The 24,824-nt window shown below is 52.9% G+C and carries 30 protein-coding genes and 4 pseudogenes; 19 read left to right on the top strand and 15 right to left on the bottom strand.

Annotated elements, in window-relative coordinates:
- The first annotated feature begins 398 nt into the window (after window positions 1-398).
- The 4 genes from JVX88_RS36350 (at window position 399) to JVX88_RS36335 (ending at window position 1,926) form a co-directional block, all read left to right on the top strand.
- Window positions 399-1,073, top strand: a complete 675-nt coding sequence (locus JVX88_RS36350; protein WP_211623964.1) for a calcium-binding protein — start codon at window positions 399-401, stop codon at window positions 1,071-1,073.
- 22 nt (window positions 1,074-1,095) lie between these two features.
- On the top strand, window positions 1,096-1,413 hold the full coding sequence (locus JVX88_RS36345) for a hypothetical protein (RefSeq protein WP_211623962.1): 318 nt from the start codon (window positions 1,096-1,098) through the stop codon (window positions 1,411-1,413).
- 62 nt (window positions 1,414-1,475) lie between these two features.
- The gene (locus tag JVX88_RS36340) at window positions 1,476-1,748 is read left to right on the top strand and encodes a hypothetical protein (RefSeq protein WP_211623960.1); all 273 of its coding nucleotides are present in this window, start codon (window positions 1,476-1,478) and stop codon (window positions 1,746-1,748) included.
- A 22-nt stretch (window positions 1,749-1,770) separates the two neighbouring features.
- Window positions 1,771-1,926 (top strand): hypothetical protein, encoded by a 156-nt coding sequence (locus JVX88_RS36335; protein WP_211623958.1) that lies wholly within the window; start codon window positions 1,771-1,773, stop codon window positions 1,924-1,926.
- A 137-nt stretch (window positions 1,927-2,063) separates the two neighbouring features.
- Here JVX88_RS36335 and JVX88_RS36330 read toward each other — a convergent pair.
- The 3 genes and pseudogenes from JVX88_RS36330 to JVX88_RS36320 all read right to left on the bottom strand — a co-directional run.
- A pseudogene (locus JVX88_RS36330) lies at window positions 2,064-3,224 on the bottom strand (condensation domain-containing protein); the annotation flags it as partial.
- A gap of 755 nt (window positions 3,225-3,979) precedes the next feature.
- The gene (locus JVX88_RS36325; protein WP_211623954.1) at window positions 3,980-4,477 is read right to left on the bottom strand and encodes a hypothetical protein; all 498 of its coding nucleotides are present in this window, start codon (window positions 4,475-4,477) and stop codon (window positions 3,980-3,982) included.
- A gap of 3 nt (window positions 4,478-4,480) precedes the next feature.
- Window positions 4,481-4,945 (bottom strand): hypothetical protein, encoded by a 465-nt coding sequence (locus JVX88_RS36320; RefSeq protein WP_211623952.1) that lies wholly within the window; start codon window positions 4,943-4,945, stop codon window positions 4,481-4,483.
- A gap of 422 nt (window positions 4,946-5,367) precedes the next feature.
- Here JVX88_RS36320 and JVX88_RS36315 point away from each other — a divergent pair, with 422 nt between their 5' ends.
- The 4 genes from JVX88_RS36315 to murE are packed head-to-tail and all read left to right on the top strand — an operon-like array spanning window position 5,368 to window position 8,800.
- The gene (locus JVX88_RS36315; RefSeq protein WP_211623950.1) at window positions 5,368-5,664 is read left to right on the top strand and encodes a hypothetical protein; all 297 of its coding nucleotides are present in this window, start codon (window positions 5,368-5,370) and stop codon (window positions 5,662-5,664) included.
- 35 nt (window positions 5,665-5,699) lie between these two features.
- Window positions 5,700-5,972 (top strand): DUF2584 family protein, encoded by a 273-nt coding sequence (locus JVX88_RS36310; RefSeq protein WP_211623948.1) that lies wholly within the window; start codon window positions 5,700-5,702, stop codon window positions 5,970-5,972.
- 51 nt (window positions 5,973-6,023) lie between these two features.
- Window positions 6,024-6,548 (top strand): 2-C-methyl-D-erythritol 4-phosphate cytidylyltransferase, encoded by a 525-nt coding sequence (locus JVX88_RS36305; protein WP_211623945.1) that lies wholly within the window; start codon window positions 6,024-6,026, stop codon window positions 6,546-6,548.
- Between the two features lie 59 nt (window positions 6,549-6,607).
- Window positions 6,608-8,800 carry a UDP-N-acetylmuramyl-tripeptide synthetase gene (gene murE / locus JVX88_RS43745; RefSeq protein WP_410503749.1) on the top strand — a complete coding sequence of 731 codons (2,193 nt, stop codon included), beginning with the start codon at window positions 6,608-6,610 and terminating at the stop codon, window positions 8,798-8,800.
- A 22-nt stretch (window positions 8,801-8,822) separates the two neighbouring features.
- Here the strand turns inward: murE and JVX88_RS36295 are convergent, their stop codons facing one another.
- From JVX88_RS36295 to JVX88_RS36285, 3 genes and pseudogenes are all read right to left on the bottom strand, one after another.
- Window positions 8,823-9,419 carry a Uma2 family endonuclease gene (locus tag JVX88_RS36295; RefSeq protein ID WP_211623943.1) on the bottom strand — a complete coding sequence of 199 codons (597 nt, stop codon included), beginning with the start codon at window positions 9,417-9,419 and terminating at the stop codon, window positions 8,823-8,825.
- A 158-nt stretch (window positions 9,420-9,577) separates the two neighbouring features.
- A pseudogene (locus tag JVX88_RS36290) lies at window positions 9,578-9,808 on the bottom strand (DNA topoisomerase IV subunit B); the annotation flags it as partial.
- Window positions 9,809-9,913: 105 nt separating this feature from the next.
- A pseudogene (locus tag JVX88_RS36285) lies at window positions 9,914-10,375 on the bottom strand (class I tRNA ligase family protein); the annotation flags it as partial.
- 156 nt (window positions 10,376-10,531) lie between these two features.
- Here JVX88_RS36285 and JVX88_RS36280 point away from each other — a divergent pair.
- The 3 genes from JVX88_RS36280 (at window position 10,532) to JVX88_RS36270 (ending at window position 12,056) form a co-directional block, all read left to right on the top strand.
- The gene (locus tag JVX88_RS36280) at window positions 10,532-11,071 is read left to right on the top strand and encodes a gamma-glutamylcyclotransferase (protein WP_211623940.1); all 540 of its coding nucleotides are present in this window, start codon (window positions 10,532-10,534) and stop codon (window positions 11,069-11,071) included.
- Between the two features lie 148 nt (window positions 11,072-11,219).
- Entirely contained in the window at window positions 11,220-11,645 is a 426-nt protein-coding gene (locus JVX88_RS36275; protein WP_263975430.1) for a response regulator, read from the top strand.
- Window positions 11,646-11,666: 21 nt separating this feature from the next.
- A complete protein-coding gene (locus JVX88_RS36270; RefSeq protein ID WP_211623932.1) occupies window positions 11,667-12,056 on the top strand; it encodes a response regulator in 390 nt (129 codons plus the stop codon).
- Window positions 12,057-12,097: 41 nt separating this feature from the next.
- Here the strand turns inward: JVX88_RS36270 and JVX88_RS36265 are convergent, their stop codons facing one another.
- From JVX88_RS36265 to JVX88_RS36255, 3 genes are all read right to left on the bottom strand, one after another.
- Complete coding sequence (locus tag JVX88_RS36265) at window positions 12,098-12,730, bottom strand: Uma2 family endonuclease (protein WP_211623930.1); 633 nt, start codon at window positions 12,728-12,730, stop codon at window positions 12,098-12,100.
- A gap of 335 nt (window positions 12,731-13,065) precedes the next feature.
- On the bottom strand, window positions 13,066-13,569 hold the full coding sequence (locus JVX88_RS36260) for a lyase family protein (RefSeq protein ID WP_317134589.1): 504 nt from the start codon (window positions 13,567-13,569) through the stop codon (window positions 13,066-13,068).
- A gap of 247 nt (window positions 13,570-13,816) precedes the next feature.
- On the bottom strand, window positions 13,817-14,068 hold the full coding sequence (locus tag JVX88_RS36255) for a hypothetical protein (RefSeq protein ID WP_211623928.1): 252 nt from the start codon (window positions 14,066-14,068) through the stop codon (window positions 13,817-13,819).
- 176 nt (window positions 14,069-14,244) lie between these two features.
- On the opposite strand from JVX88_RS36255, the gene cas1 reads away from it, so the two are divergent.
- From cas1 to JVX88_RS36240, 3 genes are all read left to right on the top strand, one after another.
- Window positions 14,245-15,756, top strand: coding sequence for a CRISPR-associated endonuclease Cas1 (gene cas1 / locus JVX88_RS36250; protein WP_211623926.1), 1,512 nt, complete (start codon window positions 14,245-14,247; stop codon window positions 15,754-15,756).
- 21 nt (window positions 15,757-15,777) lie between these two features.
- The gene (cas2, locus tag JVX88_RS36245; RefSeq protein WP_211623924.1) at window positions 15,778-16,050 is read left to right on the top strand and encodes a CRISPR-associated endonuclease Cas2; all 273 of its coding nucleotides are present in this window, start codon (window positions 15,778-15,780) and stop codon (window positions 16,048-16,050) included.
- 230 nt (window positions 16,051-16,280) lie between these two features.
- The gene (locus JVX88_RS36240; protein WP_211623922.1) at window positions 16,281-17,114 is read left to right on the top strand and encodes a glycosyltransferase; all 834 of its coding nucleotides are present in this window, start codon (window positions 16,281-16,283) and stop codon (window positions 17,112-17,114) included.
- 7 nt (window positions 17,115-17,121) lie between these two features.
- On the opposite strand, the pseudogene JVX88_RS36235 reads toward JVX88_RS36240, so the two are convergent.
- Window positions 17,122-17,484: pseudogene (locus JVX88_RS36235) on the bottom strand (DHHA1 domain-containing protein); the annotation flags it as partial.
- Between the two features lie 220 nt (window positions 17,485-17,704).
- On the opposite strand from JVX88_RS36235, the gene JVX88_RS36230 reads away from it, so the two are divergent.
- The 3 genes from JVX88_RS36230 to JVX88_RS36220 all read left to right on the top strand — a co-directional run bounded on the left by JVX88_RS36230 (window position 17,705) and on the right by JVX88_RS36220 (window position 19,737).
- A complete protein-coding gene (locus tag JVX88_RS36230; protein WP_211623918.1) occupies window positions 17,705-18,172 on the top strand; it encodes a hypothetical protein in 468 nt (155 codons plus the stop codon).
- 91 nt (window positions 18,173-18,263) lie between these two features.
- A complete protein-coding gene (locus JVX88_RS36225; protein WP_211623916.1) occupies window positions 18,264-18,731 on the top strand; it encodes a M15 family metallopeptidase in 468 nt (155 codons plus the stop codon).
- Between the two features lie 43 nt (window positions 18,732-18,774).
- Window positions 18,775-19,737 (top strand): M48 family metalloprotease, encoded by a 963-nt coding sequence (locus tag JVX88_RS36220; protein WP_211623914.1) that lies wholly within the window; start codon window positions 18,775-18,777, stop codon window positions 19,735-19,737.
- Here JVX88_RS36220 and JVX88_RS41590 read toward each other — a convergent pair.
- The 3 genes from JVX88_RS41590 to JVX88_RS36205 are packed head-to-tail and all read right to left on the bottom strand — an operon-like array spanning window position 19,644 to window position 22,651.
- A complete protein-coding gene (locus JVX88_RS41590) occupies window positions 19,644-21,863 on the bottom strand; it encodes a TIGR03936 family radical SAM-associated protein (protein ID WP_263975429.1) in 2,220 nt (739 codons plus the stop codon). The two genes, JVX88_RS36220 and JVX88_RS41590, sit on opposite strands and share 94 nt — an antisense overlap.
- Before the next feature lie 22 nt (window positions 21,864-21,885).
- A complete protein-coding gene (locus JVX88_RS36210; protein WP_211623912.1) occupies window positions 21,886-22,464 on the bottom strand; it encodes a mechanosensitive ion channel family protein in 579 nt (192 codons plus the stop codon).
- Complete coding sequence (locus JVX88_RS36205) at window positions 22,400-22,651, bottom strand: hypothetical protein (protein ID WP_211623910.1); 252 nt, start codon at window positions 22,649-22,651, stop codon at window positions 22,400-22,402. The genes JVX88_RS36210 and JVX88_RS36205 overlap by 65 nt, the downstream gene beginning before the upstream one ends.
- Window positions 22,652-22,767: 116 nt before the next feature.
- On the opposite strand from JVX88_RS36205, the gene JVX88_RS36200 reads away from it, so the two are divergent.
- Together JVX88_RS36200 and JVX88_RS36195 are read left to right on the top strand one after the other, a co-directional pair.
- Window positions 22,768-23,004: a hypothetical protein gene (locus JVX88_RS36200; RefSeq protein ID WP_211623908.1), complete on the top strand. Its 237-nt coding sequence runs from the start codon at window positions 22,768-22,770 to the stop codon at window positions 23,002-23,004.
- 436 nt (window positions 23,005-23,440) lie between these two features.
- Window positions 23,441-23,659, top strand: coding sequence for a hypothetical protein (locus tag JVX88_RS36195; RefSeq protein WP_051924753.1), 219 nt, complete (start codon window positions 23,441-23,443; stop codon window positions 23,657-23,659).
- A gap of 2 nt (window positions 23,660-23,661) precedes the next feature.
- Here JVX88_RS36195 and JVX88_RS40205 read toward each other — a convergent pair whose 3' ends face one another.
- A complete protein-coding gene (locus tag JVX88_RS40205; protein ID WP_263975428.1) occupies window positions 23,662-24,066 on the bottom strand; it encodes a hypothetical protein in 405 nt (134 codons plus the stop codon).
- 212 nt (window positions 24,067-24,278) lie between these two features.
- Window positions 24,279-24,653 (bottom strand): hypothetical protein, encoded by a 375-nt coding sequence (locus JVX88_RS36185; protein ID WP_263975427.1) that lies wholly within the window; start codon window positions 24,651-24,653, stop codon window positions 24,279-24,281.
- Window positions 24,654-24,824: the final 171 nt, after the last annotated feature.

Below are 24,824 nucleotides of genomic sequence, written 5' to 3'. Positions count from 1 at the left end.
CAACAGGAGTCAATTTATCTATGTTTAGTTTATTACACCAATGTAAATAAACTGTCGCTCAAAAAATCTGTTTTGTATCAACTAATTTCAACTCTGATCTTGTCAGGACTCCATCTGCAAGGTCAGAGTTTTTCCTTTTGAGTTTCTCCTTTTGAGTTTTTCACTTACCCACAAGTGGTATATCTTTCTAATTTCAAATACATTCTGACTTTTTCTAACTTTCGCTGACTGACATTTTCATCTTAATTTTCTAGATTAAATACATGAGTGAACAATAGCTTATTCCTGATACGGGAACAGGAAGTAGAAATCACCTCGACTTAATGTTCTCAGACGTAAAACAAAGCTATTCACTTGATGTACTTCAACTCACTTATCTAACAAAGGACAAACCAACAATGGCACGATTTGATGGAACCAACAACAACGATCGGCTCTTCGGTACAGGCGATAGCGATCTGCTCAACGGCTTAGGCGGCAACGATGAGCTGTTTGGCGATGCGGGTAATGATACTCTGGACGGCGGATCGGGAGTCGATAGGATGCGCGGCGGCAGTGGTGATGATTTCTATCTGGTCGATAATTCTGCCGATGTCGTGATTGAAAACGCCAATGATGGAGTTGATACCGTTTCATCCAGCGCTAACTTCACATTGGGAGCAAACGTAGAGAACCTGTTTCTGCGAGACAATGCCAGAATTGGCGTCGGAAACGACCTGAATAATATCATTCAACTTCCTGTGGCCACATTGACCTCTGCTCCTTCGGTCAGCCTCTCTGGTCTAGGCGGCAACGATACGCTGATCAGCGGTGTTGGCAATGACGCGCTCGATGGTGGTACGGGGAACGATACAATGAATGGGGGTGGTGGCAACGATACTTACGCAGTTGATAGTGCAGGTGACGTTATTCAAGAAGCTGTAAACGGTGGAGTTGATATGGTAATATCTACCGTTGATCATACACTGGCAGCCAACGTCGAGAACTTGACGCTATTCAATGTGGTTACTCAAAGCACGGCGGTTAACGGCACAGGCAACGAACTCAACAACACAGGAGTCGGTTCGGTATGAGTTGGAAGGGGATGAGGAAGTTTTGCAGGGACGCATTGACACCTTGATTATTCAAGACCAATTCTGGGTGCTGGTGGTAGAAGCGAAACGCACGATTATGGTGTCTCTGGCAGTACCGCAAGCGTTGGCGTATATGATGTGCAACCCCAACCCGATGCGATCGGTATATGGCATGGTCAGCAATGGAGATGAGTTTATTTTCCTCAAGCTGAGCGCCATGCCCAAGCCTGAATATGGATCTTCCAGGCTGTACTCCTTGTTCTTCCCACTGGGCAACCGAGACTTGCAAGAGGTGTTTCGGGTGCTGAGGCAAGTGAAGGGTGCAATCACCACGAAGTAGACAGTACGATGAAGATATGGAGCTAAAATTGACTCAGGCGTACAGGTGAGGACAGCTTTACGATGAACATCTCTCCTGAACTACAATTGGAGATCGTACAAATTGCTGAGAGACAAGGCATCTCGCCAGAAGAGTTCATTATTCAAACTCTGACTGAAAAGATCAAAAGCCTTCACTCATCTGCTTCAGCTCCTTCAATGCCTGAGACTAAACTTGGGTTAAGAGATAAGGAGGGTATTCTAGTGTTTGAAACAGAACCCCTCGACCATATTGACTTCAACGCACTTATTGCTCAAGCTCGTGAAGAGCGTGTTTCGGAGCAAATGGAACAGTGAATATCAAGCGGCGATTGCACAAATGGTCAAGCTCAACTTTCCAGGTGGTGGAATTTTTGATGCGTTGATTGCTCAAGCTGCTTTTAAAGTATCCGCAGATCAACTTTTGACACTCAATTCCAATCACTTCACAAGATTGGATGCCCCGATCGCACAAATAGTAAAGGTTCCAGGGTAGTGATCGCGCTAGAACATTCTGAAAAGCCAGTCTAGAGCAAAAAAAAGCCAGTCTGGGGCAAAACCATCTCTTTATCTGGCAAGGCTTTCATCCTATTCTTATTGAGAATATTCGTAAATCATTGAGCGCTCAAGGCATTACAGTTTACAGTTTGCCGTTGAAGGGAACGGTGCTGTTGCCCTGGCGATATTGGTGTGAGGAACAGGATGAAGATGCGACTGTTCGGCAGGGGTGAGCAGCGGCAGCTCTGATAGGCGTTGATCCGGGTTCGTCACAATTGCTTCTAAAAGCGTGCGGAAATGCTCAACCAAGCGGGCAATCCGAGCCGGATCAAACAAGTCGGTGCTGTATTCTACCTGTCCATTAATGCCTTGTTCACTATCCTGTAAATTCAGGCGCAGATCATATTTCACCGTGCCATTGTCAAACGGCAGTCGCTCGACCTCTAAGCCGGTTAACCTCAGGGGTTTCACCTCGGCTAACTGTAGATCGAGCTTGACCTGAAACAGCGGCATCATCTGGCTCAGGTGGCGTTCAGGATTGAGCAATTCCACCAGCTTTTCAAACGGCAAGTCTTGATGGGATAGGGCGGCTGCCATCACTCGACGAGTGCGCTGCAATAGTTCGCGGAAGCTGGGATTCCCGGACAAATCACCCCGCAGCACGAGGGTATTCACAAACAGTCCAATCAAGCCCCTGGTTTCTGGCCGCTCACGATTCGCTACATCGGTGCCAACGGTAATATCATGCTGCTGGGTATAGCGGTGTAATAGGGTTTGGAACGCGGCAAGTAATAGCATGAATAACGTTACACCAGCTTCAGCGCTCAGTCGTTTGAGGGCAGCAGTGAGGGATGCACTCAACTGAACTGGATGGGTCGCGCCGCGGTAGGAGGGCAGAGCAGGGCGGGGGTAATCGGTGGGCAGTTCCAGCTCGGTTAGATCCTGAAGCTGCTGTCGCCAATAGCGAATCTGGGTCTCTAGGTGTTCGCCCTGTAGGGTTTGGCGTTGCCAGATCGCCCAATCTGCGTACTGAATAGGCAGAGCCGGGAGGGGTGTTTCAACTGAGTTGCCCTTGGGAACAGCGCCATGACTAGCAGCGCCATGACCAGCAGCGCCATGACCAGCAGCGCCATGAAAATAATCGTAAAGCTGGGACAGTTCCCGCAAAAATACCCCAACAGACCAGCGATCGGAGATGATATGGTGTGTGGTCAGGAGCAGCACATGCTCGGTTGGTTGCAGACGCAGCAAGAGGCAGCGTAATAGCGGTTGGCATAGGTCGAAGGGATGCTGGGCGGCGGCTTGGGCGAGCCAGCCAGCCGCTCACCCATGGACAAAGCATCACCGATGGCTGCGTAGACTTTGCGACCACCACTGACATGCTGTATTCCCTCGCCAAAGCACTCAAATCTAATTGTCTGCAACCGTACTGATCCAATTAGCAATTTTATACAGGAAGCAGACTGTATTATTAAAAACTCAGTATACCGATTAATTCAACGGCGGAATCGTTTTGGCGACAGTCACCGCCGTTTTTTGTTGTGTAGCCTCAGCAGTTCCAGGCAAGTTTAGCTTCATTACCGAAACTTATCAAAACCAACAAATCTTGACAAACTTCGGCTTGCCAGTGCGGAGATTGCCCAACTATCTGGGAAGACTGGTACTTAGAAGCGTCAAGGTTACAGCGGCTAGGGTGCTCTCTAGCTTATTCCAATTTGGCTTCTCGCACTTATAGTTCTAACTGTCACTGATCATGGCCGATAACGACAACAACCTGAAAATCCGGTTTCCCCTCTGGAAATTCCTCAACCAGCCTGTTTTCAATCCCCAGAATCCGTTAATTCTTAATCCGAAACGGTTCTGGCGACGCTATCAGCTTGAGCACTTAGAAAGATGCTGGATTAGAACGTACCGTCCCGAAGAACGCTTCCCGAATTAAAACTGTTAATACGCTGATATATCTTAGTGACAATTATTACATAATGGCGCGGAGACTGCTAAGCTTCGCGTTGTTTTATTTTTAAAATGACTCGTTTAAAATGACTCGTTACTCAAGATAAATATTTATTCAAAAACGGTAAAATCCCATCTGCAAGCTGGTCAGCATACTCCTCATGTAAACCCAGCGATCCCGGCAACCGCAGAATTTGAATGCCAACCCCAGAGAAATGGGCCAGAATTTCCATCTCTGCCAAAGACTTTACCGGCGTCTGTTCCCCAATCACCATCATCACCGGAGCCGGTAGGGGCGGCTGAAAATAATCGAAAAACTGGCTGCGGTTGCGCACTGGGTCGAGTCCTCCGGTTACAAACGCGGCTGAGGCAAACCGTGCTCCCCGCTGTTGCGTCGTCCGCCATTTCTCGTGGAGTAAGGCTTTCGTGAGATGGGCCGGATCCGCAAAGACAGTGCCGTTGGAGTCGGTGTCGCGGCTGAGCAGCTCGTTGGCCCGGTTGAAGGACCCGGTGTCGTCGAGCTCCCCGGCGTCGGTGAAGTCCCCGTCCCCGTTGAGGTCCAGCCGACGCCGCAGCCAGTTGCCCCAAAGCAGCAAGCATCAGGGCCGATTGTTATTTGCAGCCATACTACCGATTGCGCCACGGAGACATATTCCAATACATGCAGAAGCGCCGATGCCTGCGACGACAAGCGATAAGCTTATGATGCGCATGCGCGCCTCGCCGGAAAACCCAAAGATACGACCAGATCTTCGTGCTCGATCATAGGCTTCTCCTAACGCAGGCGTCGTCAATGCCAATAGTTCGATATACACTGAAATGACAACAATCAAAACAGACAATATAAATGAAGCGATAATCGTCGCCGTTCCGAGCCAAAATTCATTGTTATTTGACAACCGAACCGCTGCTCTCGGGCAATCGTTTCTCTCACGTCGGAACCTGATCCGATGCACGCGATACGCCAGGAGTACTAGAGCCACATGCGTCATTCCAACCAGAAAGTAGAGTGATGACATCGCGGTGGCGTCTAATTCAAGTAAATACAGAGCAATTTGCTCCATTGGGTTGCTCGCTTAATCAAAGTTTTTGCTCCAAAGCGACATTAATCGACCCGTGCTCGGGATGGACGGTCGCAGTACTCTTGGCATTGTTTGCTGAAATCACTCCACGGAAGAAAGTCCCAAGTCATGAATACCAACTCGCAATGTTTCATGTATGTCCCAAGCAACCCACATTGGTTCCATGTCACAGGGGGCTCTAGCGGCTTAAGTGGATCGAAGCGGGGCCCGATTTCGATCTCGATCGGCCACTTCCTGCCGCCTCGGGTGGGGATGCTGTACGATTCTCGGAAGAACTTCACCTTCCCCAGGCCCTTGTCGATGCCCTTCCTGCCGACCAGGCATGCGGCCATGCACGCGGCCATGTCGACGAAGTCGCTCGCCACCTTGTCCGCCCGGTAGAACCGGCAGGCCATGTCGCGTGCGTGCCGGCTTGGCATCCACGGGCGGATGTACGGGCCCCGATCGAGATAGGGAGCCAAGTGCGCGGTGAGGTGGTTGGGCGCAGCATCCGGTTTACCAAGCGCTATCTCACCAGCTCACCCAATCCAATTGATTATTCCGGCACGATTGCCGAGGATGCCAACTCGATGTCGGGCAACTGGCGCATTGGCTGGCTGTATTCGGGCAAATGGGAAGCGCATCGCTCGAATCAAGATTTGATGGCGGATCTCAAAAATCGCCTAGAGCAGAAGGTTCCCACAACCGCCAATACACCATAAATACACACCACAAATACATCGTGAGAGCAATACCGATGGGAATGCCCTGTCAAGTCAATAGCATTTTGAAGCTGGCTCGTGGTCAAGATTTTCCGGAACCGCTGTTGCTGAATGCATCCCATCAGGCAATTAAGCCAGGTTATCGGATTATTCCGCTGGATGTACCGCTGCCTCTGGTAGATGAAGCATGGCTAGCTTATGCCGATGTGATAATTCATCAACTAGTCTGGCGAGACAACACAACTACGCTCAGCTTTACAATTAAGCGGCTTTACGAGACTCCCTTTTCGGTCAAAATTGAGGAGTAAAGGAATCGGAACGCCGCATTCCAACTCTAATTATTGCAGGGGTATCTAATCGTGCATTTGTTAATTCCAGCCGCCGGATCGGGTCGCCGTATGGGCAGTGAACGCAACAAACTGCTGCTGCCCTTATTGGGTCAACCGGTTCTAGCCTGGACGCTACAAGCCGCGAAACAGGCCGAATCAATCGAGTGGATTGGCATTATTGGGCAACCCTGTGATTGGCAAGACTTCAAGGCGATAGTGGTGCAGCTTGGGCTGGAAGATACGGTGCAGTTCATTCAAGGCGGTGCCACTCGGCAAGAATCGGTTTATTGCGGCCTCAAGGGGTTGCCCGCAACGGCAGAGCGGGTTCTGATTCACGATGGTGCCCGCTGTCTGGCTACACCCAATCTATTCAATCACTGTGCTGCCGCTCTCCAGACCTGCACAGGATTGATTGCCGCCGTTCCGGTTAAAGACACAATCAAAGTAGTGGATGCCCCTACTCAACTGATCACCGCCACCCCTGACCGCAGCAACCTCTGGGCGGCCCAAACACCGCAAGGATTCGTGGTTCTTGCCCTGAGCATCCAGCTCTAGAGGCGGAAGTGAAGGGTTTGACAACCAACTCCCATGCCTGTCAACCCGGAGATGTGTTTATGGGCATGCCGGGCACCCGCGTTGATGGTGGTGAGTTTTGGCCGAGTGCGTTCACAGCTGGAGCAATTGCTGCCGTGGTGTCTCCGGCAGCCGCCGAAAAAACTGCCAGCGTGATGCAGACTCACAATGCCTGTGTAATTCCGTTTGCGGATATGGCTCAAGCCTGTGCTCAACTCGCTGCCGCGTTTTATGACTATCCAGCCCAACAGCTGAAGCTGGTAGGAGTGACGGGCACCAACGGCAAAACGACCACTACCCACCTGATCGAGTTTCTGCTGCTGCAAAGCCAGCAACCTACAGCCCTGTTGGGGACTCTTTATGCCCGCTGGGCTGGTTATCAGCAAACCGCTGTCCACACTACTCCCTTTGCGCTCGAACTTCAGCAGCAGTTGGCAGAAGCCGTCGCCGCAGGGTCCCAATTGGCGGTAATGGAGGTGAGCTCCCATGCGCTGGCTCAAGGACGAGTGTTGGGCTGTCCGTTTGAGGTGGCGGTGTTTACCAACCTGACGCAGGATCACCTGGACTACCACAAGGATCTGGAAGACTACTTTGCCGCGAAAGCGCTGCTGTTTAGTCCGGATTACCTGAAGGGGCGAGCGATTGTCAATCGCGACGATCCTTACGGGCGTCGCCTGATCGAGCAGTTGAACCCAGCCCAGGTCTGGTCCTATAGCGTCGATGATCCAACTGCAGATCTGTGGACTAGCGATTTGGTGTATGAGGCAGAAGGCGTGCGGGGTCGGCTACACACACCGCAAGGCACAATCGAGTTTCAGTCGCCGCTGGTGGGACAGTTTAATTTAGCAAATCTGCTGGCTGCTGTAGGAGCCGCTCTGCATCTAGGGGTGGATCTGGCTACGATTGCCGCTGCTTTACCGCGCTTTTCGGGCGTACCGGGTCGGATGGAACAGGTGCAGATTCGGTCGGATCAGGATATCAGCGTGATTGTGGATTATGCCCACACGCCAGATAGTTTAGAGAATATGCTGCGGGCAGCCCGTCCATTTATCATCGCGATGGGCGCGTTCCGCGGGATGTTCGTGAACTACCTGTGGATCAGGGCCAACCAGCTCAAGGAGGATGGGCGGTTCTACGAGGCGATCGACCTGGCGCGGACGATCACGAAGCTCCAGCCGCGTTTCCCGCACGTGTGGGTCTTCCACGCGTGGAACCTGGCGTACAACATCTCGGTCCAGTCGTTCACGAACGAGGAGCGGTGGCGCTGGGTGTCGGCCGGTATCGACCTGCTCCGGCGCGAGGCGATCCGCGCGAATCCGAACGATCTGCTCATCCACCGCGAGCTGGCGTGGATCTTCCTGCACAAGATCGGCGGCGTCATGGACGACGCCAACATGTATTACAAGCGGCAGCTCGCCGCCGAGTGGACCATGGTCCTGGGCCAGCCGCCCAAGCCCGACGCACGCGACCGGGATCTCGCGGCGGCGATCGCCAAGTGGCAGGACTGGCTCCGCCCCGTGGCCGAGGCCCCCGACACGCTCGAGGCGCTCTACCAGGCCGAGCCGACCACGCGCGACCTGGTGGACCGTCTGCGGTCCGATCTTGGGTTCCTGCCCGATCGCCGCGTCGTGCAGAACTACACCACGCTGACGGCGGTGCTGGGCTCGGGCGAGCGGGCGGTCTTCGAGCGCGAGTTCAACGATCGCCAGCGGGGGTTCGTGCGGCTGATGGAGGATCCCGCGCTGGCACGGGCCTGGCCCGCGCTGGTGGCGCACCTGCGCAAGCGGCTGCTCATCGAGCAGTACAACATGGACCCGTGGCGGATGATCCGCTATACCGAGCGCTTCGGGCCGCTGGACTGGCGTCACTTCGCCTCACACGCGCTGTACTGGTCGGAGCGCGGCGTGGAGGAGGCGATGACGCGGTGGACCGACCGCAACCGCGCGGACTTCGACTTCGTCAACGCGGGGCGGATGGTCGTGCAGTCCCTGCAGGAGCTGTGGCGCTCGGGCGACCTGTTCTTCGACTTCCTGAGCTTCATCCGCTCGCCCGACGACCAGCGCGTGCTCTACCGCGCCTCGCCCAGCATCCACTTCATGGACAAGTACGGCGAGTACCTGAACAACCACATCGCCCGGATCTACGCCGACGGTGGCTTTCTGGGGAGTGATCGGGAGGGGCCAGGCGTGAAGACACTCTGGCGAGGCATGAGCAATGCTAACCAACACAAATAAACTTACAGGCTCAGCTATTGAGCTATGCCCGTATTGCCTTCCTAAACGTCCGCATCGCTTCCAGCCAATCTGTTTCACCGATTAAAACACAGTGGGAAAGTAGCTCAATGTCTAAATTCACTAGTTCAGAAATTTGGCTTCTATAAATTCGCGTGTAGCCGTTTTCTCCCAAACGATGCAGAGTCAGCAGTCCATCCTCCCAAAGCCAAACTTCAGGGACTCCTAACGCCTGATAACGCTTTAACTTCGTGACAGAACCACTTGTAAAAATCACTTCAATGGAAAGATCTGGAATGGGTTTAGCGTCTCCAAAGCAATAGGACTCACCCGCTTGAGCAGAAGCCACTCCTTCCCGCTCCTGAGTCACAGAACCAGTCGGAATGATCCTGATGTTCCATTCAAAAACGAAAGCTTCGAGGAGCGCCGCGATCACTTTTTTGAAAATCTCATGGGGTTGCCCTGGCATGAAGACTTCAACGACTCCTTCATAAAAGCTCAGCCGCACACCTGGATGTCCTTCCAAGCCCTTCTGAATACATTTGAACTGTTTCCAAGTGCGATCGTAGTAGACAGCTACCGTGTCTTCCGACGATCTGGGCTTTTCAAGTGCCTGTGTCATGGTGTTAGTTTCGCTCCATGCGGTACTTGCTTTAAATGCTCTCTGTGATCTATCTGCCTATATTTAGGTTCAGAATCAGTTCTAAGTTTCACAACAGGAAGTAATCATCAACAGAGGTAAAGCTCAACCAGCATTAGGGAGTAGGTGATGGTATAGACCTAAATATCCAAATCCGTTAGGTTGAGCCTTGGTCCATAGGTTTCGATGAATTCACGCCTCGGCGCAACTCGGTCACCCATCAGCACGGTAAAGATTCGGTCCGCTTCAGCCGCATCTTCGATCTCGACTCGTTTGAGCGAACGGGTTTCTGGATTCATCGTCGTATCCCACAACTGCTGCGGCATCATTTCACCCAGACCCTTAAAGCGCTGAATTTCGTACTTGGCGTTTTCAGAACGCCGCTCTACCATGGCACCGGATCGCCAAGAACGCCCTTCACTGTCTACCTGCTCATTGGCTAAAACCGTTTGGTCAACTGGGTCCCAGTTCACAGCCGCCTCTTTCTGATAGGCGAGGCCCGCCTTCAAAAACTCCAAGAAGATCCACTGCGTCCAGCGATAATAGTCAGGTGAGCAGGTGGTGACTTCCCGATTCCAGTCATAGGACAGACCTAAGCGCTGCAACTGGGCACGCATCTGAGCAATATTTTGGTAGGTCCATTTGGCTGGATGCACGCCTCGATCAATCGCAGCATTTTCGGCGGGCAACCCAAAGGCATCCCAACCCATGGGGTGAAGTACCCGATAGCCCTGCATCCGCCGCACCCGCGCGATCACATCGGTGATGGTATAGTTACGGACATGCCCCATGTGCAGGTTGCCGGAGGGATAGGGGAACATCGACAGCGCATAAAATTTGGGCTTATCGGTCGCTTCCGGAGTTTGGTCTACACTCTGCTCGGCCCAATACTGCTGCCATTTGTCCTCAATTGCTGCCGGATTATAACGGGACTCCACGCACTGATCTCCTATGGATGAGTGAGCTGTTTCTACACCATTCTAAAGGAAGGGTGAAAGATGCAGGCGACGGATAGCAAAGAGATTTAGTTCCTCTTCAGGCAACTTGATTTGCGACTTTAGTCACCTCACACCGCATCCTATGACTTCACCGAGATGGAAAAGGCTGAATCTAATCCACTATCTAATCCACTAAAAGTATTCGTCTACGGCACGCTGAAGCCCGGTGAGATTAACTATGAGCGCTACTGCCAAGGCCGAGTTCTGCATGCCCAAGCAGCCATCATGATCGGCCAACTGTACGATTTACCCTTTGGCTACCCAGCTATGACGGCTGGCAGCAGTCCAGTATATGGCGTCCTGCTTTCGTTTGCCGATCCAGCGATACTGACTCACCTCGATCAGCTCGAAGATTATGATCCCAAGCGATCTACGGAGCAGAATGAATATGTTCGCGTGGCGGCAGAGGTATTTGACTTGAATCACCGCTCTCTAGGGAAGGCTTGGGTATACCAGATGGACAAAACGCTGGTAGAGCTATTCAAAGCCTTTCAACGTCTGCATTCCGAGCAGGAATTCCCTGGTACTGGCATTGGTCTTGCGATCGTTCAACGCATCGTTCATCGCCACGGTGGTTCCGTCTGGACCGAGGGAACCCTGAATCAAGGTGCGACATTTTATTTTACTTTAGGATAAGGGTGTGATAAACAAAGCTATTGTTTCGATCCCCTTACTCAGGAATGTTCATGACAACCTCCCCTTTGATCCTGTTAGTCGAGGATAATCCAGATGACCAGGAACTGACGCTTTTGGCCTTTGAACGAGGCGGTTTCCGCAATCCAACGTGGCCCAGGATGGTGTGGAAGCCCTGGAGTATCTGTTCGCAACTAGTGGCGATGTAGGTGATTCTACTCCGACTAGTTCTCTTACAGGTATTTCTCCCCCAGGTATTTCTTCCCTAGAGATGCAACAAGACAGCCCAGCCGAACGCCCCCGTAACCCACTGCCTACCATTATTCTGCTCGATGTCCAGCTACCCCGGATCAATGGCTTAGAGGTGTTGCAGCAGATCCGCAGTCATCCCCGCACCCGCGTTATTCCGGTTATTATCCTGACCACGTCTAACGAACAACAAGACTTGCTAACTAGCTACGAGTTAGGCTGCAATAGCTACATTCGCAAACCGGTAGACTACAGCGAGTTCCTGAACGTTATTCAGCAGTTAGGTCTGTATTGGCTTGTTATAAATACTTCACCTATCCTTCAGTAACCTATTCTTCAGTAACGCCCGATGTCTAAAACCTTAAGAGTTCTCTTAGTGGAAGACAGCCCGGATGATGCAGAACTATTGGTGTCGCAACTCGAACGTGAAGGCTACACTATCATTTCTGAGCGGGTAGAAACGGCAGCCGCCATGAGCGCAGCCCTTGATCGCCAATCCTGGGACGTAATTCTATGCGATTACTCCATGCCCAGCTTTGATGCCCTCGCTGCCCTCAAGATCATGAAAGAAAAGGGACTCGATCTACCCTTCATCATCGTATCGGGTGTGATCGGGGAGGAAATTGCCGTGGCTGCGATGCAAGCTGGAGCACATGATTATCTGCTCAAAAATCGTTTGACTCGACTGGCGCGGCCCTTCTCTAGCTACGAATTTGTAGAAGCGCTGCTGAGCGGCTGAGGAGTCTTCAGAATTTGCTTGCACCCTAACACCGCTTTCCTTTAGATTCGTTGTCGCACCTGCTGCCGAAAAGCGATTTCTGCTGCGACTTCATCGAGCAATGCCGCTTCCAGAAATTGATATAAATCTGTTTTCTCAATCAGCGGAAATGTAGGAGAGCGATCCCGCTCAACATACGCTCCATCTACTAAGCACAGGATCTTCCACTCACGTCCGTTAAATCGCCAAAACTCCGGCACTCCCATACTGGCGTACAATCTATTTTTGTTGATGTCGGTGCTGGTAATGTCTACTTCCACCACTAAGTCGGGAGCTGGATCAACCTCCAAATCGATTTTATGGTCGGCAACCAGGGCACAATTTTGGATGTAATAGCCGTTATCGGGTTCGGCACTTTTGAGCAAGTCTTTGCGATCGAGTGTAGTCGATCCCATCGTTTTGATTTTCATCCCCAGTTCCACCACGAGAATCAAGATAAATCGTTCAATCAACCGTGCGAAACGCTCGTGTTCTTCCAGAGGCATCGTGATTTCCAAGGTTCCATCGTCATAGGTAAAGCGGGCATGAGTACGCTCCGTCAGTAATTGCTGAATCTGCTTAAACGATTGCCAATCTAGCGCCCAAAAGGTCAGGCGCTTTTCGCCAACTGGTTGAGGTGGAGACTCTAGCTGCATGAAACTTACCTTAATAGAACGAAAATTACTTGCAGTTTGCTTCATTCTAGTGAACTTCTAGCAGCCCATGAGGTCATAGTGATATGGCGTGACCCTCGGAAGCGTCGCCGGGGATTGGAGTTCAGGTTGAAACGCACATTTTCGATTGATACATCTTGCCCTTAGAATCGCTCTCCCGAATAGCAAATCGGTCAGATTTTTAATTCACTTAATTTACCACCAATTCATTGGCTACAAGCACCTCTGAGAATAATTTTAATATCACCAAAATTATTCCCAAAATCATTCTATTTTATCAATCAGATTGAAATTTTGTTGCTACAATTTAGCTGCATCTAGTCTTGTTTGAATCCATACTGACGCGATGTGCAACTCAGCGTTTCAATGTGCTGTTCGGCTAACCGCAGCAACACTGCCTGAAAGTCGAGGAGTTGTCGCCGGATCTGGCTAATTTGCGCCCGCAGATACAGCCTAGTATCGGTACCAACCTGATCATTCCGGGAACGAGCCGTGTGCAGCTTTTTGCCAACATCGCCTACCAGTTCGGTTAATCGCCGCTCAACCGCAAAGTGGACATCTTCGGCTTCAATCCCAGGCTGAAATTTGCCTTCTCGATATTCCTGACGAATTTGCTCCAAACCGGCAACAAGCTGCTCTCCTTCTGCTGGCGAAATAATGCCTGTATGGGCCAGCATCATGGCGTGAGCTTGTGACCCGGTCAGGTCAAACTCGATCAGTTCAATATCGAACCCAATGCTAGCATTAAAGGCCGCAATAGCTGGATGCAGAGCCGATTCAAAGCGTTGGCTCCAGGTTTGAGAGGATGCAGATGAATTCACCAAGGCTCGGATTCCTGATAAACGAACGGCAACAAAAAACTTGAAGGGTTGCTGACGATGCTCCAGACAAATTCAAGTTCTGAGTAATTCTGAGTATTGTAACCAGTTCCTGGAAGCAAAACTGTTCCAGATTCATCAGACAAATTCAAGCCTATCGGACCCCCTCTAATGTCCTCTTGGCAGGGAGAAGGAGCCGTAATTTTAAGCAAAGAATCTCAACCTTAGCCCAACTGAGCATTGCTTCAGGTCAACCATAGGAGGTCAAAGCTCTCAGCATATATCCAATCCCAATCCCGATCAGTAAGGTCCAGAGTTTGCCAGATTGAATGAAATCGCCAATGATGGCGCGAGTGCCTTTGAACACATCTGTATCAAATTGTTGCGCTAGCACCCCCCAATCGAACGATGAATGATTCAGCCAAACTCGACCGGCCTCACTCCAAGCTCCTAGATCGACAAAACCGGGAACCAGATCCTGCACCAACTGAACAAGCAGCATGCTAGTTAAACCTCACCCAGAGCTAATTAAAGAATCGAACCTAGTTTGCCACAGTTCAGCCAATTTTTATCTCTGGCTCTTTTGTTTTATTCTTATCTTTTTTACCCTTTTATCCTCGATTCTGATCGGCGTCTGGCATCCTGCTTTCGGGCAGTCTCGCGCAGACCGACCGCCGCGTGGACAATTTCGAATCCATCTGGGAAGTGGTGGAGCGTCCGGAAGGCGACGAAATTCTCGGTGTGCCCGAGCAGGAATACAAGGACTACGACACCCGGCGCGAGCGCCTCGCATTCACTGGCGGGATCGAGGTGAGGCCTGACAATCTGAACCGCTTCTTCGTGCGCGGCACCTGGTCGCGCCGGATCGACGACGAATATCGCAATCTTCTCGCCGTGATATACTCCGATGGCGCGCTGCAACCCGGCGCAAGCGAAGGCGTCGCGACCTGGAACAACACCCGGGTGGAGAAGGAATGGCGCCACCGCATCGTGCGCGACCAATCACTGGCGGTCTCGGCCGGCGGTGAGCACGAACTGAACGCGCTCACGCTTGACTATTCGGCGGCCTACACGAGGGCGAAGCAGGATTATCCGATCCGCGCCCAATTGCGCTTCCGCTCGAGCCTGCGGCCCAACATCTCGCAGGACTTCGCGGCCAACCCCGACCAACCCGCGATTTCGCTGTTCACGACTGGCCAGCACCTCGACGAAACCCGTTATGCCTTTCGCGAGAACACGTTCCGCGAGCAGGATACCGTTCAGGACGAATGGTCGTTCCAGGCCAATGCCAAGCTGCCGCTGTCGTTGCTCGGCAGCCCGGCGACTCTGCAACTGGGAGGACGGGCGCGCCTGCGTGAAATCACCTCCGACAACGAGCAGTGGCGCGATCGCCGTGCGTCGAGCGCGCCGGGTGTGCCGATGGCGGAACTGCTGGGCGACGAGCCGTCCCAGAACTTCGACTACCTGCTCGGACGCAAGTTCGACCCGCAGAGCGTCCGCGACTATTTCGAAGCCATCCGTTCGGTCTCGCAAACCGATGCGACCCGGCGGATCTCCAATTCGATCGTGTCGGACTTTGCCGCGAAGGAGGATGTATATTCGGGCTATGTCATGACCCGGATGGAACTGCCGCAGACCAACGTAATCCTGGGTTTGCGGGTGGAGCAAACCCGGTTTTCAGGAAGCGCGCCGGTTTTCAACGCGGTGACCGAGACTTTCGCCATCCAGGACGTCGGCCGCCAGCGCCGGCCTCCGCCCGATCCGATCAACGCGGTGCTCTCGTTCGGGTACTCCATGCTCGCGAATGAGTGCACGGCCGCGTGCCGGCTCGCGAGTCTTGAGCCCACGCTCGGCGCCTTGCACTCGACGCGGCCCGGACGCCCCGCCCTCTCGCTGGATCTGATGGAGCCGTTCCGACCGCTGATCGCGGACTCGGTGGCGGTCTCGGCGTTCAACCGAGGCGAACTCTGCGACGGACACTTCCTCAACACGGCGTCGGGATGTGCTCTGACGGATTCTGGACGCAAAGGGTTCTTCTCCGCGTACGGGCGGCGGATGGACACGGAGGTCAAGCATCCGGTCTTCGAGTATCGCTTGAACTACCGCCGCATGCTCATGCTTCACGCGCGACTGATCTCTGCGTGGTTGCCGGGCGAGGTACCCACTCTGGCGTTCCTCACGACGAGGTGATCCATGCGTCGGTGCTATCTTGTGTGCTACGACATCCGCAACGATAAACGCCTGCGCCGCGTCCACAAACTGATGAAGGCGTACGGAGAGGGATGGCAGTACTCTGTCTTCTACTGCACGCTCAAGGCCATCGACCGGGCGCGGCTCGAGAACGCCCTGCGCGAGATCATGAACCAGAAGGAAGATCAGGTGCTGATTGTGGACCTGGGTGCCAACGAGGACGCCGCGCGGGAGTCCTCGACGTTCATGGGGCCGGGCATGCCCGAGGCCGAGAGCGGGATGGTGGTGGTGTGAAGAACCGCCGGCACCGTCAGGCGACGGCGGTTCAATGGGGCCGCGGCGGTGAGGCCGCGGAAGTGCAAAGGAGATACTTCGGAGTCACGCTCCACATATCGCTTCAATGGAGCCGCGGCTGGTCATGGTCAGCCACGGATGCGGGGCTGTGACGCTCAATGTCTCCTTCAAAGGCGATGTTGCCCGGACTGGGATCGAGCAGATGGAGGCCGTGCCGGCGAAACTCGGCCATGATGCGTTGGACAGAGTGCCAGCGATTCTCGAAGACATCGGCCCAGTGCGCGTTCCGCTCCTCCATCACCTCGGCGGGAAACTCCGGCGGTGCGTCGAGGAATGCACCCGCAAAGTCTGATGATGTTTGCATTGTGCCCGATCTTTCAACTGGGTTGATCTCTGAGGTTCACGGACCAGTCATCGCCTATCTTCAGTCACCTATATTTGTCAAAAACAACTTTGATTTTCGTGACGAGCGCGTGTCGCTATGGACCGATTCTCCGTTTATGCTAGAGATCTGTCAGCGCACTTATCCGGGCAAAGAGATTCGCATCGTCCCTAACATTATTGACAACAACAAGTTCCCCTTTATCCCACAGTCGGAGCGAGAGCCTGGTTTGATCTTTGCCTTTCCTCGAAAAGGGCCAGACTATATTGACCAGACTGAGCAGATCTATCGAGACATGGGGGGGCGCTACTGGAAGTTTGAGCGAATTCATGGACTATCGATTCACGAGCTAGCAATGGCGTTTCGTCGCCCCCAAGCATTTTTGGCCTCGGCAGAAGTGGAAGGATGTGCATTGCCGCCGCAAGAATCGATGGCAGCGGGGGTGGTGGTGGTAGGCAAGAATGCCAAAGGAGCCAACTTCTGCATGGAGCATCGGGAAACAGCAATGACTGCTAATACTCCAGAAGCAGCAGCCCGTTGTTTGTTTGAAATTGAAAATCCTGAACTGCGCGACTTGCTGACCCAAAATGCTTATCAGGCTATTAAGCGCTATTTCCCAACTGAAGAGCCGGCTGAGTTCTGGCAACAAACCATTTGTCACTATCAAGCGCTGCTCAGTTAAGAGTGAATCAACTGCCCAAACTCGACTCGATCTGCTGCCGCGCTGCCTTCAGGGCGTCGGGTAGTTTGCTGGCATCGCGTCCTCCCGCCTGAGCTAAATTAGGCCGACCGCCGCCGCCGCCGCCACACAGTTTGGCAATGGCCCCGATAAACTTACCTGCTTGCAGTCCTTTATCATTGACAGATTTACTGAAGGCGGCTACCAAACTTACCTTCTCCGGTTCCGGAACCGAACCTAGCACTACAGCTCCTTCACCGAGTTTCTGAAGCAAGCGCTCAGCTGCCGTCTTAAGCGAGTCAGGATCAACGCCCTGCATTTCTGCCACTAGAACCTTGAAGGCACCAATGGTTTCTACCTGAGTCAAGAGCTGATCCGACTTTGCTAAGCGGGCTTACGCGTATGCGGGAACGGGTACGTTCCAGAATTCTGACAGACTCGTTGTTGCGGTCAGCTATCGTGCGACTGGTGACGAGGAATATAAGATTCTTTCCGTCAATGGCGTTATCCAAAATCAGCCAGAGACACGCCGCAGTTACGAAAGTGTTGGTGGTACAAGCTCCACGGGCGAATTTGTAACCGTACTAGCAACCTTGTTCAAGCCGGAGAGTGATGCCCGCTTTGAGGCCGTGGATTCTGATATGGTTCGCGGACGTCGGACTATCTCTTACGACTTCATCATCGAACGCGATCGTGCCCGGCAGGGAATTACCTGTACCGGCATCACGGCGGAATCAATAACTACCGGTGTTCGCGGCCGTGTATGGATCGACCGCGAGAACTTTCGAGTCCTGAGGATCGAAAGCGAGGCTACGGACATCCCGACAAGCTTTCCGTGCCAATCAGCCCGCAGGAACATTGATTACGACTGGACGACTATCAACGAAGAAAGATATCTCCTCCCGTCACTTTCGGAGGTGCGGCTGACATTTCGTGATCGCGGCCGGATGCTTGAATCGCGAAATCTTATCCGTTTTCGTGAGTATCAGAAATATGGTACGGATGTCCGCGTGCTTGAGGAGGACGACGCTCCGATCGAAGAAGAGAAGCCGGTGAACTAGGGTGCCGGTTTTTGAAGCATCGATCTTTAGCAGCTACCAGTCACAATACATATTTATCGAGAACCTTAGAATCTCGAGATAAGAGGGCCATTTGATCGAACTCATCCGTCTTGATCCGACGATAAAACTAGATGTCCGTTATGCTACAGAGAAAAATTTTCTCGGCAGACAGGTCTATACAACAGCCCGTGTTTTCCTTCAGCCAGAGCCCGCCGGTTCAGTTGTTGCCGTCCATCGGCAGCTCGGAGAGCGAGGGCTTGGGCTAGCGATATTCGACGGTTACCGGCCGTGGTCGATAACAAAGCTTTTTTGGGAATCGGTGAAGCCTGAACACAGAATATTTGTAGCGGATCCGGCTACTGGTTCTAATCATAACCGAGGCTGTGCGGTCGACCTTAGCCTTTTTGACCGGAAGACCGGAGAGCTAAGCCTTTTGTTACGGCACCGACTCCAGCTTCAAGGATTACGAGCAAGCTCAAACCTGGCTAGCCAAAGCCTACCGCCACAATCACCAGATCGAGCAGTCGATAGCGCTGTGCCGAACGCTAATCAACAGTGAGAAGCCGTTCATCAAAATTTGGGCAGAGCAGTATTTGCAGGCGATGGCTCCATCTGTACCGGCAGCAGACGCAGCAGCAGACGCGGCAAAAGCGGCAACAGAATCTCAATCCAATCATTTGCCTGGGTCTGGTAAACCTTCCTCGGCTCAGTCCGCCACAGCAGCGCCCAGCACCATTCCCAAAGCCAGACGGTCTAAGCAGCGAGGCGTCAAGCTGGCCATGAAGGGCGTTGCCAGCAATTTAACTTTGGCTTCTGGCGTCACTCTCGTTTTGCTGTGTGGCATGGTGTTGGCGGCGACGCTGAATCTGCTGCTGATTCAAGGGGCGGACGATCCAACCTCGGGGCTAATCAGCGCAGTATTAATCACGATCATTTTCAACTTGGCGATGTTTTTGCTCGGCCCGATCATCATGGATCTGGTGCAAAAGCTGATCTATGATACGCGCTGGGTCAGTTTATCAGAAATTGAACGCCATAGCCCAGAGTCAGCAAAAGTGATTCGCCGCGTTTGTCAGCAGCATCACATTCAAACGCCGCGCCTCGGCATCATTGACGATGAAAATCCGACCGCATTTACCTATGGGTCTTTTCCCAACAGCGCCCGCTTGGTGGTGAGTCAGGGGCTATTTACCTATCTCGATGATGACGAAGCCGCTACAGTTTATGCCCATGAGCTAGGACATATTGTCCACTGGGATTTTGCCGTAATGACGCTGGCTTCAACCCTGGTGCAGGTTTGCTATTTGATCTATACCTACGCTCGTGCAGTTGCGGACAAGCTGGGCGACAGTGACTCAGCCAAGAAGGTAAAAGGCGGCTTTCAGATGGCAGTGATTATGGCCTATGTCTTCTACATCATAGGTGAATATTTACTGCTGTATCTCTCGCGTACTCGCGAATATTACGCCGATCATTTTGCGGCTGAGGTAACGGGTAATCCCAATGGTTTATCGCGAGCATTGGTCCACTCGTGCAATGAAGCTAAAAACAGGTGCTGCCGGTGAATCTGCCCCAACTGAAACTCCTGCTGCGCTACAAACTCCAGCATCTGAATGATATGCTCTGGTCGTAGTAAAGCTCCATCATTGCGACAGCTACCCACATAGCGCACACCCACCCAAGGCAGTATGGCTGAATCTTTCATCGCCTGGGGCATCTGCTCCGGCGCGAGAAGCTCTAATTCAGATAATCGCTCTCGTAGGTTGATTTGCTGCACCTTGCCCGATTTCGTGGTGTGCTCCACTAGGATTTGGGAGCTGGCTAAAATTTGCTCGATCCAGAATTGCCAGGTGGCCGGAGTTGGTTCTGTCTCTGACCTGGTTTCTGAGCTGCCCAGGCACTGTATTGCCAACACATATTCAGCCTGCTCCAACAACTGAGTTGCTGAGGCAGAATTGACTGCAATCGACTCGACTCGATAGAGGGGAATGGACTCAGGCAGTTGGGCAGCCAACTTTTGCTTGAATGCTTCTGGTTCCATCGGCTCGGTCAAGTCAAAATCAACGATTTCACCAGAGCTGGTTGTCCCCAAGGGCAGCGCACTGGCTGGAACGATACGTGGACCCGGATGAAACCCGCCGGTAAATGCGACTGGAATAGCAGCTCGTCGAACGGCACGGTCCAATAGACGCATCAGGTCTAGATGGCTGATCAAGGCCATGTCAGCTTGCTTGCCAAACCAAAGGCGCAATCGTTGGGCGCGGTTTTGATTTGGGACAAAATGGCCGGTGAAGGTCGGAATCGGCTGTGGTGGCACCACAATATTGTGGCCGAAATCGGCCCCACAGACGCCGCAGTGAGAACAGCCATCAAACGAACAGTCTGGTACGGTAGCCGCCTCTAGTGCCCGCTGAAGGTCAGCTTTGAGCCATTGTTTATCGATGCCGGTATCAATATGGTCCCACGGTAAAGGCGTATCGCAACTAGGAGCAGATTTGAGATCTGTCGCTGGCTGCTGGGCTGGGTTTTGAGGAAACAGTCGATCTGATCGGTGTTCATCTGTCAGCGGTTGGGCTTGAAACAGATTCCACCCGCCGGTTTCAATTTGGCGATACTTCCAGGTGAGGACGATGTAGCTTTCGATAGCGTCAAAATCGCGGCCCTCGACCATTCGCTTGATCTCGTCGTCCGATTTTACGCGTTCCTCAAAGCGTTCGAACAAACGGCGGTCGATCTTCATGCCATCAGGTCCAACCGCCATTTCCTCAAGGGTCTTCAGCGGATCGGGGTTGAAGTTCTCGTAGTCTGCGATTGGAACCGCCGGCGGCTGAGGCGGAGCTTCCGGTCGCGGCTCGCCCGGCTTTGGCAGCTTTAGGACCTCGTCGTAATTGAACTTTTCTTCGAAATATTCACAGTTGGCAAAGAAATCGAACAGCTTGAAATGTTCCTTTTGCAGTTCGCCGAGTTCTTCCTTTAGTTCGCGGTCAATTACGTTTGACGTGAAGTTATGCTTGCGTGTGCCGCGTCCTTTTATCTGCACGAAATCCGTTGGCGAAAAGATCGGCCGCATCATGCAGAGGTTAAGGATGTCGGGGCAATCGTAGCCGGTCGTCATCATGCCGACAGTTACGCAAACGCGCGTCTTGCCGGTCTTATAGCGCTCGTCGAAATTGCCTGTGCCGCCGAGGTTGTTGTTTGTGAAATTCGTCGTTGCCTGCTGAGAATTCGCGACGTTTGAAGTTACCTGCATCGCAAAATCCGAGTTGTATTTGCCGGGGAAAAGCTCGTGTGCTAGTTCATTGAGTATCTGCGTGATCTTTGCCGCGTGATGCTGGCTGACGCAAAACGCGATGGTCTTTCCGATCTCGCCGGTGATCGGGTCTTTCAATGCGTGATCGAGAAAGGTCCGGCAGAGTATGCGGTTCGTTTCCTCGGAGAAGAATTTCCGCTCAAAGTCGCGGACTTTGAACGTTTCCTCAATGATTTCTTCGCTCGTCTTTTCGTCTTCCGGTGCCGCGACAGCCGCGATGCTGTAACCTTCGTCAGACAAAAGCTGCGTCGTGATCTCGGTTCTCGCGTCCACGACGACGGGATTGACCAGATAACCGTCCTTTACACCGTCAATAAGAGAATATCGAAAGGTCGGCTCGCCGGTTTCACAGCCGAATGTGCGATAAGTATCCAGCAGCAAGCGTCTTTCAAGTTCGCGAGGGTCATTTTCGGTCGGAGACGCCCACGGGGCAGTCGAACCGTCGCCTCGGGTGGTGGGTGATGTTCTCGATCACGCCGCCGAAGATCTGGTTGTTGGGGAAGATGATCCGGCGGCCGTCGACGCTATCGAGCGAGGTCTGGAAGAGATCGATCTCGTTGACGAACCCAAGATGGCCCGAAAGGTTGACCAGGTCCCCGACCTTGAAAGGCCTGAAGATCAGCAGCATCATGCCGGCAGCGAGATTCGACAGGCTGCCCTGGAACCCCAGACCGATCGCCAGGCCCGCGGCGCCGATCACTGCGGCGAACGTCGTGGTCTGGATCCCGAAGATCCCAAGACAAGACACCAGGGCCAGCGCCAGGATGCCCCACTTGGCAACGTTCCCGAGGAACTTTCCCAGCGTCACGTCGAACTTCGCTCGCTCGAAGGCGCGTCGGATCAGACGCTTGACCCAGGCCCCGACGAAGAACGCGGCGCCGAGCACAACGATCACGGCGATGATCCGCAGCCCGTACTCAATCGCGAAGGTCGCGAGTTGCGAAGCCACGTCGGTCGCGTCGGCGCCGAGCGGGTCGCTCACCAGTGCCGTGAGCCTTTGGGTCACGTCCGCTGCCGGCTGTGAAGGGAGCGGCGTGGCCGACGCGCCGGTCGGCTCGGCTGGTGTGGTCTGAACGAGAGCGATCGTCGTGAGCAAGGCGTCGATGATTCACGTCAGCCGGGCCGGCGATCAGCAGGCTGACCAAGAGGCATGGGGCCGGAGCAGCCATTTTTGGGCGAGTCGGCCATTCTCGCGCGTCCCATCATTCCCCAGTCAGGGTGCGTACCGGACACGCAGGTGGGTTGAACCCGGCTCATGCTGGCAAGCAGGCGTCGGCCTGGGCGAATGAGCGTCGCGATCCCGGGCAGGAGTTCATGCCGGATCAGGGCGATAATCCCGGGCGTACAGCGGTCTGGATCGGACGACGAGTGTACGGTTGGGCCGCCCCTTGCCGATGCTTATCGATATGGACGAGAATACTTCCGCTGGTTCGCCGCTGAGCGCCGACGGCCCGACGCACCGTTGCAGGGATCTGGCAGCCCTGACTCGTCGCCGCGTGCTGGCGACAGGGCTGCTGAATAGTAGCAGGCAATCCTATAAGCAAAACTTACAGCTTTGCAGTTGAAAAATTTATTTATTTGGTGCGGCAAATAGAACTAAATAATTGGTCGGTTGTCATGTATAAAAACTACTATTAAGCCTACATTTTGTAAGAGATTTGTCACTCTATTCAGTTTGTAACGCTATGAGGAGGAGTTCATAAGAAGCGCCAGCCGAACTAGTACGGTAGTCAGCGCAGTTTACTAAGTCAATTGGGGTAGGCAATTGGAGTAAGCAATTGGACTTGCAAACTAGCAGTTGAATTTTTGCAGCATTGGTCAAAGTCTGTCTGTTGAAACAGGGTTTCATTTCTCTGATGTCCTAGGATTGCTGCCATTAGCTGCTTCTGCCAGTCAAGATTCCAACAATAGATCTCAAGATCCCAATCATCAAATTTCCAACAATTCCGGTGAGTGCAATGAATCTGAGCTACAAAGGATACACAACCATTCTCAACCGAGATCCCAATTCCCAGGTTTGGTATGGCCGGGTTTCCAGCATCCAGGACATAGTGACCTTTGAAGCCACAAGCGAGACAGCGGCAGAAGCAGAGTTCCATAAGGCGGTAGATACCTATCTCAGCTTCTGCCAGATTCTTAATCAAGCGCCTAACACACCGTTGGCCGTCCATCGCTGAAGTCATTGCCAGACGAAAAACCGGGCTACCACATAGAAGGCGGCGGCAAGAAGCTGCATCAGAGCCACCGGCGGCCCATAGCGAAGAAATAGCTTAAAGGGAATGGGGCGTCCGTGCATTTCTGAAATTCCAGCCGCCACGATATTAGACGAAGCACCTACTAGAGTGCCATTTCCTCCCAGCGTTGCTCCAAACATCATGGCGTAGAACAAGGGTAAAACGGTTGGCGGCAAATCACCTACAAAACCAGTTTGCAAAATCTCTGAACCCGCTAACCCAGCGTTGACAACGTACTGCTTCAGCAGCGGCACCATTGCCACCACTAGCGGAATATTGGGCACTACGCTGGAAACAATCCCGACAAAGAACAAGAGCACCAGAGCAGCCAGCAAAATGTTTTGACCCAATAAAACTCCGAGGATGGCTGACAAACTGCTGATTAGCCGGCAGCGGTTGGTAAGCGCCATCAACCAAATGGTAAACCTCTAGTTTGCCGGTGTTCACCTCGAAAATGCCGTAAAAGGGAATCCGAATAATTCGTTCATAAACCCAGAACTTCCCAGGTTTGCGACTGGGCTGATCGATCCGCAGCGGCGTGCGGTCCCGTTCTTCTGAACCATCACCACTGGCAAACTACAAAGCAACCAAAGGAGCAATAAATTCTCGCCACAGTACATAAGAACGCCGAAACTGTCCGTCTAGCGTGGCCGGTACATCCGCCACATAAAACCAGTCCGGTGCCAGATCCCCTCTCAGGCGGATCGGTCTGCCGCCAATAGATGCCGTAGTCTTGCCCAATTACATAGGTTCCGTTGGGATGCAGCCGCTCTAAAACCGGGTCAAGCGAATCTGTTAACAGTAAACTCTGAGGATGCTCCTGAAAATTTTGACTGCCTCCGGCACGCTGCGCGAACACAAACGTACCATCCGACTCTGGCAGTTGCGTATGGTCGGGAAAGGGAGTGATAACAAGCGGATCTAGACTTTGGGTCACGGGCCATTCCCCTCAAGCGCTTGCTTTTATTCTGGCAGAATTACCGCTGACAAAATTACTCTAAGCTAAGGAAGTACGTTCGCCCACTGAACCTATGCCCTGGATTCCGTTACAACATCGGCTACAGCAATTACCTTTAATCTTGGCCGGACCGATTCTGCGTCGAACGGA

The organism is Leptolyngbya sp. 7M, assembly GCF_018128485.1.
This window is presented reverse-complemented; position numbering and strand designations above follow the sequence as displayed.